This window comes from Paenibacillus sp. Pae15 (assembly GCF_024519685.1).
GTDB classification, from domain to species: domain Bacteria; phylum Bacillota; class Bacilli; order Paenibacillales; family NBRC-103111; genus Paenibacillus_G; species Paenibacillus_G naphthalenovorans.
This window is the reverse complement of record NZ_JALJRM010000008.1, coordinates 76,529-94,029: the sequence shown is the minus strand read 5'-3', so window position 1 is coordinate 94,029 and position 17,501 is coordinate 76,529. Positions and strand designations below refer to the sequence as shown.

General features: G+C 50.0%; 13 protein-coding genes and 1 pseudogene. 11 read left to right on the top strand and 3 right to left on the bottom strand.

Annotated features, from left to right (window positions below):
- The first annotated feature begins 91 nt into the window (after positions 1-91).
- The 5 genes from NR121_RS09095 to NR121_RS09075 are packed head-to-tail and all read left to right on the top strand — an operon-like array spanning position 92 to position 5,723.
- Positions 92-1,609 (top strand): sugar ABC transporter ATP-binding protein, encoded by a 1,518-nt coding sequence (locus tag NR121_RS09095; RefSeq protein WP_256831096.1) that lies wholly within the window; start codon positions 92-94, stop codon positions 1,607-1,609.
- Positions 1,610-1,632: 23 nt separating this feature from the next.
- Positions 1,633-2,574 carry an ABC transporter permease gene (locus NR121_RS09090; protein WP_256831095.1) on the top strand — a complete coding sequence of 314 codons (942 nt, stop codon included), beginning with the start codon at positions 1,633-1,635 and terminating at the stop codon, positions 2,572-2,574.
- Positions 2,575-2,633: 59 nt separating this feature from the next.
- Positions 2,634-3,602 (top strand): sugar ABC transporter substrate-binding protein, encoded by a 969-nt coding sequence (locus NR121_RS09085; RefSeq protein ID WP_054817438.1) that lies wholly within the window; start codon positions 2,634-2,636, stop codon positions 3,600-3,602.
- 27 nt (positions 3,603-3,629) lie between these two features.
- Positions 3,630-4,673: an NAD(P)-dependent alcohol dehydrogenase gene (locus NR121_RS09080; RefSeq protein ID WP_137670825.1), complete on the top strand. Its 1,044-nt coding sequence runs from the start codon at positions 3,630-3,632 to the stop codon at positions 4,671-4,673.
- 27 nt (positions 4,674-4,700) lie between these two features.
- Positions 4,701-5,723 (top strand): zinc-dependent alcohol dehydrogenase family protein, encoded by a 1,023-nt coding sequence (locus tag NR121_RS09075; protein WP_054817439.1) that lies wholly within the window; start codon positions 4,701-4,703, stop codon positions 5,721-5,723.
- A gap of 113 nt (positions 5,724-5,836) precedes the next feature.
- On the opposite strand, the gene NR121_RS09070 is transcribed toward NR121_RS09075, so the two are convergent.
- Complete coding sequence (locus tag NR121_RS09070) at positions 5,837-6,760, bottom strand: phytanoyl-CoA dioxygenase family protein (protein ID WP_137670824.1); 924 nt, start codon at positions 6,758-6,760, stop codon at positions 5,837-5,839.
- 133 nt (positions 6,761-6,893) lie between these two features.
- Between NR121_RS09070 and NR121_RS09065 the strand changes: the two genes are divergently transcribed.
- On the top strand, positions 6,894-7,871 hold the full coding sequence (locus NR121_RS09065) for a LacI family DNA-binding transcriptional regulator (RefSeq protein ID WP_054817441.1): 978 nt from the start codon (positions 6,894-6,896) through the stop codon (positions 7,869-7,871).
- 102 nt (positions 7,872-7,973) lie between these two features.
- Here the strand turns inward: NR121_RS09065 and NR121_RS09060 are convergent, their stop codons facing one another.
- Positions 7,974-9,782: a PAS domain-containing sensor histidine kinase gene (locus NR121_RS09060; protein ID WP_256831091.1), complete on the bottom strand. Its 1,809-nt coding sequence runs from the start codon at positions 9,780-9,782 to the stop codon at positions 7,974-7,976.
- A 42-nt stretch (positions 9,783-9,824) separates the two neighbouring features.
- A pseudogene (locus NR121_RS25300) lies at positions 9,825-10,064 on the bottom strand (PAS domain S-box protein); the annotation flags it as partial.
- A 281-nt stretch (positions 10,065-10,345) separates the two neighbouring features.
- Between NR121_RS25300 and NR121_RS09055 the strand changes: the two are divergent.
- From NR121_RS09055 to pckA, 5 genes are all read left to right on the top strand, one after another.
- Entirely contained in the window at positions 10,346-11,494 is a 1,149-nt protein-coding gene (locus NR121_RS09055; RefSeq protein WP_256831090.1) for a type III polyketide synthase, read from the top strand.
- A complete protein-coding gene (locus tag NR121_RS09050; RefSeq protein WP_054817444.1) occupies positions 11,494-12,222 on the top strand; it encodes a methyltransferase domain-containing protein in 729 nt (242 codons plus the stop codon). The genes NR121_RS09055 and NR121_RS09050 overlap by 1 nt, the downstream gene beginning before the upstream one ends.
- Before the next feature lie 2 nt (positions 12,223-12,224).
- On the top strand, positions 12,225-13,373 hold the full coding sequence (locus tag NR121_RS09045; protein ID WP_249929638.1) for an NAD(P)/FAD-dependent oxidoreductase: 1,149 nt from the start codon (positions 12,225-12,227) through the stop codon (positions 13,371-13,373).
- 38 nt (positions 13,374-13,411) lie between these two features.
- The gene (locus NR121_RS09040) at positions 13,412-15,556 is read left to right on the top strand and encodes an MMPL family transporter (protein WP_256831089.1); all 2,145 of its coding nucleotides are present in this window, start codon (positions 13,412-13,414) and stop codon (positions 15,554-15,556) included.
- Between the two features lie 299 nt (positions 15,557-15,855).
- Positions 15,856-17,430 (top strand): phosphoenolpyruvate carboxykinase (ATP), encoded by a 1,575-nt coding sequence (gene pckA, locus NR121_RS09035; RefSeq protein ID WP_062409540.1) that lies wholly within the window; start codon positions 15,856-15,858, stop codon positions 17,428-17,430.
- The last annotated feature ends 71 nt before the right edge of the window (positions 17,431-17,501 follow it).

The following is a 17,501-nucleotide window of genomic DNA, read 5'->3' as shown; positions in this document are numbered from 1 at the left end:
AAAATTCAATGTTTTTTCCGAAGTTTCTACATGTCCATATCGCGGAATTGAACATATAATCAAAATATCCTTAAACAAGGAGTGAAGAGCGATGGATGAACATCAATACGTTCTGCAAATGAAAAATATTTGCAAGACATTCCCGGGGATCGTAGCGCTGGACCAAGTCTCTTTACATATAAAAAAAGGCGAAGTGCATGCTCTGATGGGGGAGAACGGGGCGGGCAAATCCACCTTGATGAAAATCCTGGCCGGCGTGGAGCAGCCCGATAGCGGAGATATTATCCTGAACGGCCGAAAAGTGTTTTTTAACCGGCCGTTGGATGCGATGAATCACGGAATCAGCATGATTCACCAGGAATTGAATTCCATTTTGGATATGACTATAGCGGAAAATATTTTTATCGGGAGAGAACCGTGCTATAAGCTGGGCATTGTCAATACCCAAGAGCTGAAGGCCAGAACGCGCGAGCTGTTCCAGTCCGTGGGTATGGATATCAATCCGGATAAGAAGCTGGTCGAGCTGAGTGTAGCGGAAATGCAAATGGTCGAAATTGTGAAAGCGATATCATATAATGCAGACATTATCATTATGGATGAGCCGACATCGGCGATTACAGACCGCGAGGTCGATAAGCTGTATGAGATCATCAGGAAGCTGACCGGCCAAGGCAAATCGATCATTTATATCTCCCATAAAATGAACGAGATTTATAAGGTTTGCGATGCGATTACCGTGTTAAGGGATGGCCGGTATATCGCGACCCGCCCGACGGAGGAATTAAACCAGCAGCAGCTGATCTCCCTGATGGTCGGCAGAGATCTAAAGGACATGTATGTCAAGCAGTCTTCGCGTATCGGCGAAACGTACCTGGAAGTGAAGGGTTTGACCCGCAAAGGGAAGTTTAGCAATATCCATCTTCATGTACGACAGGGAGAAATCTTGGGCATCGCCGGATTAATGGGAGCGGGAAGAACGGAACTGGTGGAAACCATCTTTGGAGCTTATAAAGCCGACGCAGGCGAAATTTATGTCAAACAAAAGAAAGTCGATATGTCTAACCCCGGCAGTGCCATCTCCAACGGTATCTCGCTGGTAACGGAGGACCGGAAGCTTTTCGGGCTTAATCTCAAGTTTTCCGTCAAGGATAACACGACCTTGGCGAATCTGAAAAAGTTTACAAGGTTCAGGCAAATTATAAATTTCAAGGAAGAAAAGCAAACGGTTGATCACCTGATGAAATATTTAAATATTAAAGCCTCAAACCGCAATACCATGGTCAACACGTTAAGCGGAGGCAATCAACAGAAAGTAGTGCTGGCGAAATGGCTTTTGTGCAATCCGGACCTTCTGATTCTGGACGAACCGACAAGGGGAATTGATGTAGGATCGAAGGCGGAGATTTACAAAATCATCAGCCAACTGGCCAATGAGCAAAAAGCCATTATCATGATTTCGTCGGAAATGCCGGAATTGCTCGGGATGAGCGACCGCATTATCGTTCTTCACGAAGGAAAAATAACAGGAGAATTTCTGCGGGAGGAATTCGATCAGGAAAAGATCATGGCCTGTGCCGCAGGCTTTGAAAAAGAGCGAAGCATCGTTTGATTATCGTTAGGGGGAAGTCCGGTATGGTATTGAACAGGGAGTATATGGGCAGATTTCTGGCCAAATACGGTATTTATGCAGCCTTTTTATTGTTGGTTATCATCTTATCCATCACTTCATCGTCTTTTTTGACCGTGCAAAATATTTTCAATATTTTGAGGCAGGCATCCATTAGCGGAATTATAGCGGTGGGTATGACCTTCGTCATTATTCGAGGCGGGATCGATCTATCTGTAGGTTCGATTCTTGCCTTTTCGGCTGTGATCGCCAGCAGCTTTGCACAAGGCGATGCCTATCCTCTCATTGTGCCTGTTGCCTTAGGTTTATTGGCCGGGCTGCTGCTTGGAGGGATTAACGGAATCATCATTTCACGTTGGAATGTCGCTCCTTTTATCGTTACCCTGGGGATGATGACGGCTGCAAGGGGACTGACCATGGTGTATACCGACGGCCGACCGATCATCAATCTTAATGACAGCTATAACCGGATGGGGGGAGGATATGTGGCCGGGATTCCGATTCCGGTACTCATCTTTATTCTTGTGATTCTGCTGGGCATTTTTATCCTGCATATTACCAAGTTCGGGCGCCATGTGTATGCGGCCGGGGGCAACGAGCATGCAGCCAGATTGTCCGGCGTCAATGTGAATTATGTTCAAGTCGCGGTATATGCGGTCTCGGGTTTGGCTGCAGGGCTGGCCGGCATTCTTCTCTCCTCGAGGGTCATGACGGGTTCGCCTGTATTGGGAATAGGCTATGAATTGGATGCCATCGCCGCCGTCGTTATTGGAGGCACCAGTCTCGCCGGCGGAAGAGGAACAATCGTAGGGACAGTTATCGGTGTGCTGATTATCGGAATTATGAACAATGGGTTGGATCTGCTCAATGTGTCTTCCTATTACCAGCAGATTGTAAAGGGCGTTATTATTGTGCTGGCCGTACTTTTGGATAAGAAAAGCCATTAAGTGTATACGCGTCGCATGACGGTATAAATAAAACTTTACTGAATAATGGGGGTATAACGATGAACAAGATGAAAGCTTTATTCCTTCCGATGGTTCTGCTGGCCGGTGTATTGTCTGCATGCGGAGGGGGCGGTGGATCCGCATCAGGCGGAGCGGGCTCCGATGGAAACAGCGGAGAAAAGAAATTGACGATAGGCGTTTCCTATCAAAACCTGCAAAATGAATTTGCCATCAACATTCAAAACGCAGTGAGGGATAAAGCCAATGAGAAGGGAGTAGAGCTTCTGGAAGCGGATGGTCAGGGGAAATCCGAGAATCAGATTGCCCAAATTGAAAATTTTATCAACAGACAAGTCGACGCCATCATTCTTAACCCTTATGACAAGAATGGCGCCGCCCCTGCCGTAGATCTTGCGGTAGCTGCCAAAATTCCGGTGATTGTCGTCAACTCCCAAGTATCCAATCTGGATAAAGCGACAGCCTTTTCGGGATCGGACGATGTGGTCGCAGGTAAGCTTCAAATGCAGTTTATCGCCGATCAATTAGGCGGTAAGGGAAATGTGGTGATTATTCATGGACCGAATGGCAACTCTGCGGAGATCAGCCGGACGGAAGGCAATAAAGAAGTGCTGACCCAATATCCGGATATTAAGGTTCTTGCGGAGCAGACAGCGAATTGGGACCGTGCACAAGCGTTAAATCTGATGGAAAACTGGCTGCAAACGCATAAAGACATCGATGCGGTTGTCGCACAAAATGACGAAATGGCTCTGGGCGCATACAAAGCGATCGAGGCGGCCAAGAAAGCAGACGATATTCTGGTGGTAGGGATCGATGCCATTCCGGATGCGCTCAAATCTGTCGAAGCGGGGCAACTGGCCGCTACGGTATTCCAGGATTCGCACGGTCAAGGCAGTAAGGCGGTAGAACTGGCGATCCAGGCGGCTAAAGGCGAATCCGTCGAACACATGAACTACATTCCTTTCCAATTGGTGACAAAAGAGAATTTAAGCGAATTCAAAAAATAAGGGGATAACCAGTGAGGGTGGAGCAGAATGCAGGGGAAAATGAAAGCGGCTGTATTGGTAAAGCCCGGAAAGATTGAAATCCAGGAATGGGATATCCCCATTCCGTCCAAAGACGAGGCGCTGGTTCGGATCAAAGCGGTTGGCCTGTGCGGGTCGGATGTCCATTACTATGAGCATGGAAAAATCGGTCCCTATGTGGTGGGAAAGCCAATGATCCTCGGACATGAAGCGGCCGGTGAAATCGTTTCGTTAGGCAACGACGTCCGTCATCTAACGGTAGGCCAGAGGGTAACGATAGAGCCGGGGGTCACCTGCGGACGCTGTCATCATTGCAAATCGGGCCATTATAATTTATGTCCCAAGGTCGAATTTTTAGCTACACCTCCTTACGACGGCGCTTTTTGTGAATATATCGCGATCCGTGCCGACTTTCTGTATCCGGTACCCGATCACATGAGTTATGAAAGGGCCGCCCTCATCGAGCCTTTCTCCGTAGGCCTGCATGCTGTACGAAGAGGCCGTTTAAAGCCCGGAGAAACCGTTGTGATCATGGGTATGGGGCCGATCGGCATTCTTGCTTTGGCAGCAGCCAAAGCCGCCGGCGCCAAACGGATTATAGGCGTGGACCTGGAGCCGTTTCGTTTGGAACGGGCGCTGCAGATGGGGGCGACGGATGTGGTTCATCTTCGGAAAGAGGATGCGATCGAGGCGATCAACCGGATCACGCATGAACAAAAAGCGGATCTGGCGATTGAAACGGCGGGGAACGGAAAAGCGGCACAAGCTGCGCTGCGCTCCGTCCGCCGTGGCGGCCGGGTCGTTCTGGTGGGTCTTCCGCAGGAAAGCGAAACGCCTCTGAGCATCCCTTATATTGTTGATAATGAAATCGATATTTACGGCGTTTTCCGTTACTGCAATACGTATCCGACCGGCGTGGCCTTACTGGCCGATGATGATATTGATCTGGGGCCGGTCATCACCGATTATATGACTCTGGAGCAAACGGCTGCGGCTTTTGAAAAAGCGATCAAAGAGAAAAACAGCACGTTAAAGATCATCATTTGCCCATAATTGTTTTATATCGAAAGGGGATGCCCGATGAAAGCCGTTTATTATAATAAAGCTATGGATTTTTCCGTTCGTGAAACAGCCGATCCTGTGGTGAAGGATCATCAGGTTCTGCTTAAAGTTCATTCCTGCGGTGTTTGCCGCACAGATATTCACCTCCATCATGGGGAGTTTATGGCAGGCTTTCCCCTGATTCCCGGTCATGAGTTTGTGGGTGAAATTGCAGCGGTGGGCAAGGATGTGACCGGGTTTAAGCCCGGGGACAGGGTTTGTGCGGACAATACGGAGCTGTGCGGGCATTGTTATTACTGCAGGCGCAACCAGCCGCTTTACTGCGAGAACTTTTACTCGTTAGGCGTAAACGGTCCCGGAGGGTTTGCCGAGTATGTGGCGGTCAACCATGATAAAGTATTTCACTTAGGCGATTTGTCTTATGACCAGGGCGTTCTGGTCGAGCCGACGGCATGCGCCGTACACGGTTTGGATATGATGGATGTCAAACCGGGGGATGATATCCTCCTGTTCGGAACGGGACCGACGGGCATTATTTTGGCGCAGCTATTAAAGCATGCGGGCGCGGCAAATCTCGTTGTGGTGGCATCGGATGAACGAAAATTGGCCGTAGTCAAGGAACTGGGCGCTGATGAGACGGTTGTGATGAACCGCAGCGACTATGCGGCGCATGAAAGCAAGCTTTTTGAGAAATTTCCCAAGGGCTTTGATATGGTGATCGACGCTACAGGGGCAAAGGAAGTGATTCAGCAAATGCCCAAGTTCGCCAAAATGGGAGCCAAGATTGTCATTTACGGTGTAGCTTCTGTCAGCGATGAGATCACGATTAGTCCTTACGAGGTATTCAGGAAAGAACTGAAAATCATCGGATCCTTTGCGCAAACGCATTGCTTTGACCGTGCGATCGCCTTTATCCGTAACGGGATCGTGAAGACTGACGGATTGATTACTCACCGGTTCAAGCTTGAAGATTTCGGCAAGGCGATTGAGCAGGTCGAAACGGGAAGAGGCCATATCAAGGTTGTAGTCGATGTCCAATGATGGGATAGACGTTCATCGCATGTTGTTTTCCCGGTAAATCTGGAGAGCCACTGATCGGTAATTTTCAGTTGGCTCTCTTGTTGTTATCCGGCGATTCGAAGGCTACCTGCCGATTACCATTTTCTGCTGCCCAGCAATTTTTCGCCTAATGGTGTAAGTACAGCCCGGTCATATTTGGTCCGCTCCCAATGGCGGGGATCTCCCGGGAAGGCATATCCTTCAGGCGTCAGTCTTTCGCTCCAGGAAGCGATTCTCGATTGAATCAACGCTTCATTATGCTCCTGTGCAGGGAACATGGAAATGTATTGGGCCAGACGCGGTTTGGTGGAATGGTTTGGACGGATGCCATGCGGCTGCATGCTGTTGAATATCAGCAGATCACCGGCTTTGGTCACCACTTTGGTCGGGGTGTATCCGGTTGTATCCGGTTTATACGGATCCCGGTCCGCAGGCTGTGTTTTTACCCATTCATGAAAATCCCTGTATAGTTCGGGAATGCACTGGAAACCCCCCATTTCAGCGTCCGTGTCGACAAGGGATAGAACCCCCTGCACATTTACGGGAATCGGGTTCAACGAAGTGTTGACGTCCCAGTGAATGAAGCTTTTGTACTCATGCCCCGGTTTTATCGGGAGATTGAGGTTGCAGCGGTCAATGCTTACCCATAATTTTTCCGTACCCCATATATCGACAAAGGCGTGGTATACTTTTTCATACATGCGGTTGTCCCACAAATACTGATGATTATAGAGCTCCACCATACCGGTATTCATCAGTTCTTTCATTTGCATTTCCCGCCGGGGAGCGGTGTACCAGGTAGAAGGATCCTTAGGGTCCTTTTCTTCAAACTCCCAAATCAGATCGACTAAACGATCGATATGCTCCTTCGGGACGGCTTCTGAAACAATCACGTAACCGTTTTCTTTCCAGAACTTCCAATCCTCTTCACTGAGCACTTTGAGAGGCTCGTTATTCACGCGTTGATTCAATGGAATGGTAATTTCAAGGATATTGTTCAGCACTTCTTCTTTTTTCATAGCGTTATCCTCCTTCATTTGGGCTGCATTGTGAAATGCTCTTGCAGTGTCAGGTTAATGTATGAAACGCATTTCATGTCAAGGGGAAAATTTTAAAAATGTTAAAATGAATCTGGGGGGAGGGAAGTGGCTGATGCCGAATATTAAACAAATTGCTAAAATCGCCGGGGTTTCCGTATCTACAGTTTCCCGTGTAATCAATCATCATGCGTATGTAAGCGAAGACAAACGCAGGGCTGTCATGGAAGCGATCGTGCAGTTAAACTATTCGCGCAATCTGAATGCCGTTCATCTCAGCAAAGGAAAAACGAATATTATAGGCGTCATGGTGCCGAGTATAAATCACGCGTATTTTTCCAGATTGATGGAGGGCATCTCGAGCGAAGCCCTCATGAAAGATTACCAGCTCATGGTTTGCCAAACCAATTATAACCCCATCAGCGAAGGCAAAGTTCTGGACATGCTGAAAATGAAACAGATGGACGGCATTATCATAGGCTCGAAAACACTTGCGTGGGAACAAATCGAACCCTTTACCGAATACGGTCCCATTGTAGCGTGTGAGGATGCGGGCACGTCAGCGATCTCCTCTGTTTATCTGGATCATTACGATTGTTTCCGGCAGGGAATGCGTTATTTAATAGAAAGAGGACACCGACAGATCGGATTCTGCCTGGGCAGGGCCGACAGCGCTAACAGCCTGAAGCGCCGGAGAGCATATGAGGATGCGTTGGCAGCGATTCACGAGGCCGTTCGGGAAGAATGGATGTTTTATCAATGCTTACGCATTGAAGACGGTTTGGCCGTAGTGCACCAATGGCTTCGGATGAGAGAACGGCCGACGGCGCTTTTGGTGACAAGCGACCAAGTGGCGGCAGGGATTATTACGGAGGCCCGAAAGAATGGGATCAGAATACCGGAGGATCTTGCTGTCATAGGATTTGACAATCAGCCGATCGCCCAAGTGTTTGATCTGACGACGATAGATAATCAGCTGTTTGAAATGGGGAGTGCAGCATTTCAGATGGCTTATGATCACATCACGAAGAAAAGAACAAAGCCCGAAAACAGGGAGCTCGGGTATCTATTGATTGAGCGTTCTACCGTTTGAACTTGTCATCGCCACAAGGAAATACGAACACACATTTGTATCCAATAAACACAAACGTGTGTTCGTAAATAAGCCATCGTGTAAAGAACGCCAACCAGGTTGTCACCCATGAGGCAATACAATGTCGATTCGGGTGCCTTTATTCAATTCACTATGAATATTTAATTTTCCGTTATGAGATTCGATAATTTTATAGCTGAGCATTAAACCCAGTCCTGTGCCTTGCTCCTTGGTAGTATAAAATGGCTCCCCGATTTTTTTCAACCGGTCTTCAGAAATGCCGATTCCCTGGTCGATGAATTTGATGTACACTTCGTTCTGCTCCTGAGTGATGCTGCATTCTATGGTGATGTCCCCGCCGCGGGGCATGGATTCAACGGCATTTTTCAAGATGTTGATAAATACCTGTTTGATTTGGTTTTCGTCGCAATTGATGGCTACCTGCTCATTCTCATAGAGCACGCGGATATTAACGTTATTGAGAATGGCTTGCGTATTCATTAAGGAAATGACGTGCTCGAGAATGGTGCTCAATTTTACTTTTTTGAATTCAATCGGATTCGGTTTGGCTAAATACATGAATTCGTTGACAATCTCATTGATGCGGTCCAGTTCGGAGATCATAATTTCATAATAATCTTTATATGAATCGTTCTTTTCTTTCAACAGCTGGGAGAATCCTTTAATCGAGGTCAGCGGATTACGGATTTCATGGGCTACACCTGCTGCCATTTGACCTACGAGGGACAGCTTTTCGGATCTTCGCATGAATTCTTCCGTTTTCTTTCTCTCCGTGACATCCCGAAATACACTTTGAATCATGGATTCCCCCATGTATTTGTAAATATGGATGGCCGACGACTCTACTTCTACAATATTTCCGTCTAACCGGACTAACTTGAATTCGAAAAATCCGGTACTGTGATCGTTGTTCAGGACGGTATCCAGTCTTCTGCGCACTTGTTCCTGGTCATGCGGATGAAACTGTTCAATAAACGAATGTCCGATCAAATCCAACGGGTCCTTTGTGGCGAACAATTTGAGTCCCGCATCATTCACATAAATAATGGTATCATCCTTGTGAAGCATGATCGGCTCCGGAGAAAGCTTAAGCAGCCGCTGATACTGCCGCTCCGTTACCTTTCTGTCCGTAATATCCAGAATCGTCCCGATCAGTGCGGGCTTGCCCCGAAAAAGCGTTAACGTTGAATTTCCCTCCAACTCCACAATCGAGCCAGCCTTGCTTATCCCCCGAACTTTATAATCCCGATTCATGACATCCTTGGCGTCAGGCTCTTGACCATACGTTAATTTATTGATCATATAGTCCCGCTCTTCACGGACGAATAAGTCAACCAAATCCAGTGTCGCCATTTCACTCTGCGTATATCCGAAAATATTGGAGAACACCGGGTTGGCATATACGATTTTCCCGTCCTGGTACAAATACACACCGACTAAGGCGTTTTCCACCAGGCACCGGTAAAGCGCCTCGGCCTCCAGCAGGGCTTTTTCCGCATCGATTCTTTGGGTGATATCGATACAGGAGGCGATGACTTCTATGACGGCGCCGTCTTTCTTGATCGGTTTTAAGGAGGCCAGATACGTTAGGCCGTTTTCCTCGCCTTCATATATGACATTTTCTTCACCCTGCCAGGCTCGTTCGTAAAATTGTTCTTTGAAAACTGCCGTCTCCGGCGGCAAAAATTCTTTCAGTTCCCTTCCGACGATTTTCTCGGGAGAAAGTCCCAACCGGTAAATGAGATCGCCGTCGCATAGCGTATGAATAAACCGACCATCGAATTTTTTGAATTTAAAGCTCATCCCTTGCTGATACCGTATTGTTTGTTTATGCTCTTGCTCAATCAAATCCAGCTTTTCCAAATAATCATGCGGGATGACTTCTCTCATGAAGAGAACTGCCGGATGATGATGTTCAGGAGGTAAAGCCTTCATCCGAACGATGACAAGGCTCCCGTCTTTCCGCTGTATCGATAAGTGATCAACCTCGACAATGTTGGCAGGAGGTACCTTCAAAACATCCAAATGGTTTTGAAAGGGCAGAGGATGTCCTATCAATTCATCTTCGTTCCATCCGAATAGCCTAGTGAAGGAAGGATTGGTTTTAAGCACGAATCCCTTATTATCCAATATACATAGAGCATCGAAAGAATGGATAAAAAGTGAATCCATAGGAAAAGAAGAATCTATCTTACGTATCGATTCCACAAAAACACTACCTCCATATTTTCGATAATCAGCTTATTTACTGTAATTAGCAATATTTCGACATGTCCTATTTTTTTCCTCCCCGATATCGTGCATGCGGACAAAAAATTATGTAAAGGCAATCCGCCGGTATACACGGAAAGAACGTCATATTGAAACGCAAATGCGAATAAACATGTGTAAAGCATGATCCTTGTCCGACCTTTACGCGATTTGGATACTAAAGCGAGAGGAAGAACCAGACCATGGAAGACATATCTCCAATCGTTTCCATCTTGGGGATCGGTACGGCCGTCCCCGCTTTCCGGATGGATCAGGCCGATGTATCACAAAGGTTGGCCGAAGCCTTAAGGGAGCAACCCCATTCCGCCCGCTGGGCCAAAAGAATATTCAGGCAGTGCGGAGTGGAAACGCGTTACACATGCGAGCCGAACCTGATCGAACCCGCATCCGGGTGCCGTTATTTCTCCAGCGCTTCCATAGAAGGCGTCCCTACCACTGCCGAGCGTATGGCAACGTATAAGAAAGAGTCTGTTCCATTGGGCCTGGAGGCGGCAAGAAAAGCACTATCGGACAGCGGTATGACGGCGTCCGGCATCACCCATTTGATCACGGTCAGCTGTACCGGTCAATTTCTGCCGGGCATGGATGCCGCTTTGGTTCAACAGCTGGGGCTGGCGTCTACGGTTAACCGGCTTCCGCTGCAATTTCTGGGCTGTGCCGCCGGATTGAAGGCCATTAATCTATCGAGGCAGATCGTCTCGGGTACGCCGTCCGCCAAAGTGCTCATCGTCTGCGTAGAGCTGTGCACGCTTCATTTTCAGCCCTCCGGCGACAAGGAGGCTCTATTCGCCGCTTCTTTCTTCGGTGACGGAGCTTCCGCCTGCATTGTAGGCTGCGCCGGAGCCGGCCATAAAGGCATTTTTCAGCTGGGCGGCGATTATTCCGTACTCATGCCCGAATCCGCTGATGAGATGGTGTGGGAGGTGGGGAATTATGGCTTCCACCTTTACCTGTCCCCTAACATTCCCCGGCTGATTGGCAGATGGCTTCCCGCTGTGTCGGGACATCTGACCGCCGGGGAAAACAGGCCCGAGCTGTGGGCGATTCATCCTGGAGGGCGCGGGATTATCGATGCGGTCCAGGACGTGTACGGGCTTACGGATGAGCAGGTCGATTCCAGCCGTGCCGTACTTCGCCGTTATGGCAATTTGTCCTCCGCTACGATGCTTTTCGTGCTTGACGACATGAGGCGGCGGCTGCAGGATCGCCGCTCCGGGCTGGCAAGCGGGATGGCTGTCGCGTTCGGTCCCGGCCTTACGGCCGAAATGACCCGAATCACTTATTTGCCGTCAGTTGTCGGGCAGGAACAGCTCATAGGTGATGCCCGTTGATGAAAAGGTTGAAACAGCGGGCCACCGAGCCGGAATTGATGGATGACTTTTCTCAAGGGGGACCTGAGCTTTGCGAAGCTTTGCGCCATTTGCGCAGGCTGAATCGAATCCTCGGCGCTTCGGCACCCACACTCTATGGAATCCGGAGGTTGTGGACGGAAGCGGACAAGCCGGAACGCTTGTCTATCCTGGATATCGGCTCGGGCTCGGGTGATATCAATCGGAAGGTTCTGCGATGGGCGGACACGAACCGGATCCAGCTGAAGATCACGTTAGTGGACATCACGGAAGAAGCTTGCGAAGAAGCAAGGATGTATTATCGCGGCGAACCCCGGGTTCAAGTGCTGCACGGCGATGTGTTCAAGCTCCCGGAAGCGTGCGCGGATCTGGTTACGGGAACGCAGTTTGTTCATCATTTTGCTTCGGATGAGCTGCCCGAGGTTGTCCGAAGTATGCTTAAGGCCTCCCGTATCGGAGTCGTCATCAACGATATTCACCGGCATTGGCTCCCTTGGGCGGCGGTGTGGATTACGGCCCGTCTTATTTCGCGCAACCGGTATATTGTCAACGATGGTCCCTTGTCCGTGGCCAAAGGGTTCCGTCCGGCGGATTGGGACCATCTCGGCAAAGCGTTAGGCGCATCTGAATTATTTTATGCCTGGAGACCGCTGTTTCGGTATGCGGCTGTCATCCGTAAAGACAGGGTCCAGTTCAACCGACGGAGCTGAGGATGATGAAAACAATCCGCGATGTGGCGGTGCTTGGGGCCGGAATCGCCGGCAGCAGTCTGGCCAAGGCTATGGCTGACAGGGGCTGGGATACGGTACTGATCGACCGTCATTCCTTCCCGCGTCATAAAGTATGCGGAGAATTTCTTTCCCCGGAATCGCAAAGCACGTTGAAGGCTCTTGGTTTGGGCGAGCTGGTCGAATCGCTTCATCCAAGCATGATGACCCGGGTTCGCCTGATCCTGAGCCATGGGGCGGTCCTGGACATTCCGCTGCCTGACCGGGCGTTAGGGATAAGCCGGTATGCATTGGATCAGGCGCTTCATAGCGCCGCCATCCGTTCAGGCGTGGATGTGCAGACTGCAGCCGCAGTCACATCCGTGTCCCAAAGCGGCGGAGGGTATACGATTGAAATCAGCAGGGAAGGGGAAAAAACGGTCTGTGAAGCGCGTGCCGTGATTGCGGCGTGGGGAGCCAACCCCCGATCAGGACTTCCGGGTCATCCTTCGAACCGATCCGCAAAAAATACGTTTATGGGTGTGAAATCGCACTATCGGGGGATAGCCATGGACGCGGCGGTAGAGCTTTATTTTTTTCCCGGAGGATACTTGGGACTTGCCCCCGTCGAAGGAGGAATCGTTAATGCTGCGGCGCTCCTGAAGCGGGAAGCCTTTCGGGTCACGGGCAAATCGATACCGGAGATCATAGAGGCCGCCGGCCGGAAAAATCCGAAGCTTGATGCCAAGCTGGCGCAAGCTGTTCCGGTTCCCGGCACTCAGGCCGCCGTTGCCCCGGTCAAGCTCAACCGCCGGCCGGTCGCTTGGGATGTGATTCCCCGTGTGGGGGACGCTTCATTAATGGTGCCGCCGCTTTGCGGCGACGGCATGTCGATGGGCCTACGGTCGGCCCGATTGTGCGCAACCCTTGCCGACGGATATCTCCGCGGGGAGATGTCCCTTTCTGAATGGGAACGCGAGTATATGCTATCGGTCCGGAAGGAATTTACGGGTCCCCTCAGGTGGGGACGTCTGCTCCAATCGCTGCTCGGGTTCCCCGCAGTACCCCGCCTCCTGCTGGGGTTAGCGCATCTTGCGCCGGAATTGGCGTATGAGATGGTTCGGGCGACCCGGTTAAATGAAACGGATGTATAGAAAGAAAGCATCCGATCCATGCGCAGAGGAGCTTGGTTATGGGGTACCGAATGCTTGCCGTCCTGTCTCATCGTTATCCCAAAACGGTTATTCTGTTTTGGTTCTTGTTCGCGGTCTTTTTCGGAATGTATGCTGCCAAGCTGCCTTCCGTTTTGAAGGATCACGGCTTGCTTCCGGACGGAGCCTATGTCAAGGTTCAACGTATGCTATCCGCTGATTTCCACATCCCTGAGGATCCCGTCATGCTTGTGTTTGAGAAACAGGATTCCTTATCCCCTGCGCGATTCCGCCAGTTCATTCAGCATACCCTGGACCGGCTGCAGGGAATCCGCGGGTTGACCGGCGTGATTTCCCCGCTGATGAACGAGGGGATGCTCAAGAATAATGCTGCCTACGCACTGCTTGTTTTTGAACAACAATCCTATGAAATGAAGCCGGTGCTTGAGGAAATTCATGCACGCCTGCCGGACCACAGCGGAGTCACGGTGAAAATGACGGGGAAACCGGTGGTCCAGGCGGACGTCAACGCGGCCAGCCAACATGATTTGAAAAAGGCGGAGCTGATTGGAATTCCTGCGGCGTTCCTGATTTTATGGTTTGCTTTTGGCGGAATCGTTTCCGCCATGATTCCCATTATCATAGGAATGTTTGCAGTTACAGGCACCATGGGGATCATGTATTGGCTGGGGACCCGTATCGAGCTCTCCAACTTTGTGCTGAACGTCATCCCTATGGCGGGTCTGGCGCTGAGCATCGATTTCGCGCTGATGCTGGTCAGCCGATACCGGGAGGAGCTGGAAAGAGCTTCTGCCGGGCAGGCGCTGGCCACAACCATGCAAACCGCCGGCAGAGCCGTTTTATTTTCGGCAGCCTGCGTTTTTCTGGGCTTGATGGGGATATGCTTTATCCGTCTCCCGATGTTTACTACCGTAGCTTTAGGAGCGATGGTGGTAGTGGCGGTTTCAGTCCTGTTAACCATCACTCTGCTTCCGGCGCTTCTAACTATACTGGGGCCTGTCATCCGATCGGAAAAAAAGGCAAAATCCATTTCCGGGGAAATAAAGTTTTGGAATTCTTTATCGCTTTTTGTCATGAAGAGGCCATTTCGGATGGCGTTTTTGGCTTCGCTTGTGTTAATCGGCTGTCTTCTGCCTTTAACCCAAATGAAATTAGCCATTCCGGATGCCTCCTCGCTGCCTCAAAGCTATGATTCGCGCACGGCCGCCGAGACTTATCAAACCCACTTCGCACTCACGTCTGCCTCGCATGTTTACATTGCAGCCCAAGGGAGTACGCATACTCTGACCAAAAAAGACTGGTTCAATACCTATGCGCTGATTCAAAGTTTGGAAAGCGATCCGGGCGTGCTGCGGGTGGATTCCGTGTTTTCCAGCCTGCGCATGCCGCCCGAACAGGCATACTCCCTGTTTCAAAGACCGATGATCAGAGAAAAATATGAGCCGGTGCTGAAGCGGTATGTGAAACAGCATCGAATGCTTATTCATGTGACCCTGCAGGGCGGTCCGTCGTCGAAGGAAGCGATGGATTGGGTCCGGCGTTGGGAGCAGAAAGGAATGTCAGGGGAAATCCGGTTCCTGTTGGGAGGAGAGGCAAAGTACCAGCAGGAGGTTTTTGATGAAATCTTTGACAATATCAAACACGTACTGCTGTTTATTTTCATTACTCAATTTGGTGTGCTGCTCTTCGCGTTCCGTTCGGTTCTCATTCCGCTCAAAACGATTCTGATGAATCTCCTAAGCCTGGGAGCATCGTTCGGCATCCTGGTATGGATATTTGAAGAAGGACGCCTGGGGATGGAGCCGTACAGCATTGCCATCATGATTCCCGTATTTATTTTCGGACTGGCTTTTGGCATCAGCATGGATTACGGGGTGTTTCTTCTGTCGCGCATATCGGAGGTGTACCGGCAAACGCAGGACAACGACCGCGCCATTCTGGCGGGACTAACCTCAACCGGCAGAATCATCACCTCGGCCGCCGCGATCATGATTGCGGTTACCGCACCCTTTGCATTCGGGGAGGTGGTCGGGGTCCAACAGCTGGGGATTGGCATTGCCGCCGCAATCTGGATTGATGCGACACTGATCAGGTTCATCCTGGTCCCCTCTTTTATGAAATGGCTTGGCAGGTGGAATTGGTGGGCGCCCCGGTGGCTGCAATAAGGCCGAAAACATGCAAAAGACCGGATTTTAACGTTGCCATTTGACTGATGGAGCGCTGGAGAGCTCCGACAGGCAAATGGCTTCTTTCTGTTTACTTGAACGAAGGCAGCGGGCCGATTGCTTCTATAGGGTATCCTATATCAGCCGTTGCGTTCCCAATCCACCATGAATAGAGTGTTATATTTGACGAAATTGTGTAAAAAACATATAAAGATTGTGTAATAGATAAATTTATATTGTGTACTATACATTAATTGATGTACACTATATTAAAGCGAACCAAAGGAGGCAGTTACAGTATGGTCTTGGACTTTAAGGCTGTTCAACAGCAGCATGCTAACAACGCACATCACAACTTGTCCGTATCAAAATTAATTGAAACGGCATTGCAGAGAAAGGAAGGAGTACTGGCTTCCTCCGGAGCATTACGGGCATTGACGGGAAAGTATACCGGCCGCTCTCCTAAGGATAAATTTGTGGTGCAGGAACCGTCAGTAATGGACCATATTGCTTGGGGCGCCGTAAATCAGCCTATATCACAGCTTCAGTTTGAGAGGCTGTATCAAAAAGCGCAAAAATATATGGCGGAGCGGGAGCTGTTCATATTCGACGGATTTGCAGGAGCCGATTCAAAGTACAGGCTTCCCATTCGTGTCATCAATGAGTACGCTTGGCATAATTTATTTGTTCGTCAGCTGTTTGTCCGTCCGACGAAAGAAGAACTGCAGGCCCATCAGCCGGAGTTTACCGTGATCGCCCTTCCGGGATTGAAGGCCGACCCCGCCGTTGACGGTACCCGTTCCGAAACTTTCATCTGCGTTTCTTTTGAAAAGAAAGTCGTCCTGATCGGCGGCACCGAGTATGCCGGCGAGATGAAAAAATCCATTTTTACCGTACTGAATTATCTTCTTCCGTTCCAAGGCGTTCTTCCGATGCACTGCTCGGCTAACGTCGGAGAGAATGGGGACACCGCTCTATTCTTCGGGCTGTCGGGCACAGGGAAAACGACGCTTTCCGCCGACCCGAACCGCCGTTTAATCGGAGACGATGAGCACGGCTGGTCGGATCAGGGCGTGTTTAACTTTGAGGGCGGTTGTTATGCGAAATGCATAGGCCTCTCGGAAGAAAAGGAACCGCAAATTTGGCAGGCCATACGTTACGGTTCGGTGTTGGAAAATGTCGTTTTGGATGAAGACACCGGAATTGCCGATTACAGCGACAATCAGATTACGGAAAACACGCGCGCCGCTTACCCTGTCGATTATATTCCCGGCGCACTGATCCCGGGGGTTGCCGGACATCCGAACGTGATCATTTTCTTGACGGCCGATGCGTTTGGTGTGCTTCCTCCGATCTCCAAGCTGACGAAGGAACAAGCCATGTATCACTTCTTGTCGGGCTACACTTCGAAGCTGGCCGGTACGGAGAGAGGGGTAACGGAGCCGGAAGCGACGTTCTCCACCTGCTTTGGAGCCCCTTTTCTTCCTTTGCGTCCAAGCGTGTATGCGGAGATGCTGGGGAAGAAAATCGAGGAGCACAAAGCTAGAGTGTACCTGGTCAATACCGGTTGGTCCGGCGGGCCTTACGGCGTAGGGAAACGGATGAACCTTGCTTATACCCGTGCTATGGTGTCCGCCGCGATCAATGGCAGCATTGAACAAACGACATTTGTCGCCGATCCGGTCTTTGGCGTGCTTTGCCCCGAATCCGTTCCCGGCGTTCCAAGCGAAGTGCTGGTACCCAGAAACACATGGGAGGATAAAGCGGCGTATGAAGCGAAAGCGGCGGAATTGGCCGAGCGCTTCATCCAAAATTTCGAGAAATTTTCCGATATGAGCGAGGAGATTAAATCGGCAGGTCCTCGGAGAAAATAAACCTGTTACCCAAAACTGTGCTGCGTGAGCGGCACAGTTTTTTTTTCGCAGCAGAAAATAAGTATTCAAAT

Excerpts from the sequence above, each read along its gene's own strand:
- NR121_RS09055 (WP_256831090.1), top strand. The coding sequence starts at position 10,346 with ATGGAAGACATATCTCCAATCGTTTCCATCTTGGGGATCGGTACGGCC.
- NR121_RS09065 (WP_054817441.1), top strand. The coding sequence starts at position 6,894 with ATGCCGAATATTAAACAAATTGCTAAAATCGCCGGGGTTTCCGTATCT.
- pckA (WP_062409540.1), top strand. The coding sequence starts at position 15,856 with ATGGTCTTGGACTTTAAGGCTGTTCAACAGCAGCATGCTAACAACGCA.
- NR121_RS09080 (WP_137670825.1), top strand. The coding sequence starts at position 3,630 with ATGCAGGGGAAAATGAAAGCGGCTGTATTGGTAAAGCCCGGAAAGATT.
- NR121_RS09070 (WP_137670824.1), bottom strand. The coding sequence starts at position 6,760 with ATGAAAAAAGAAGAAGTGCTGAACAATATCCTTGAAATTACCATTCCA.
- NR121_RS09095 (WP_256831096.1), top strand. The coding sequence starts at position 92 with ATGGATGAACATCAATACGTTCTGCAAATGAAAAATATTTGCAAGACA.
- NR121_RS09085 (WP_054817438.1), top strand. The coding sequence starts at position 2,634 with ATGAACAAGATGAAAGCTTTATTCCTTCCGATGGTTCTGCTGGCCGGT.
- NR121_RS09045 (WP_249929638.1), top strand. The coding sequence starts at position 12,225 with ATGATGAAAACAATCCGCGATGTGGCGGTGCTTGGGGCCGGAATCGCC.
- NR121_RS09075 (WP_054817439.1), top strand. The coding sequence starts at position 4,701 with ATGAAAGCCGTTTATTATAATAAAGCTATGGATTTTTCCGTTCGTGAA.
- NR121_RS09060 (WP_256831091.1), bottom strand. The coding sequence starts at position 9,782 with ATGAGAGAAGTCATCCCGCATGATTATTTGGAAAAGCTGGATTTGATT.
- NR121_RS09050 (WP_054817444.1), top strand. The coding sequence starts at position 11,494 with ATGAAAAGGTTGAAACAGCGGGCCACCGAGCCGGAATTGATGGATGAC.
- NR121_RS09090 (WP_256831095.1), top strand. The coding sequence starts at position 1,633 with ATGGTATTGAACAGGGAGTATATGGGCAGATTTCTGGCCAAATACGGT.
- NR121_RS09040 (WP_256831089.1), top strand. The coding sequence starts at position 13,412 with ATGGGGTACCGAATGCTTGCCGTCCTGTCTCATCGTTATCCCAAAACG.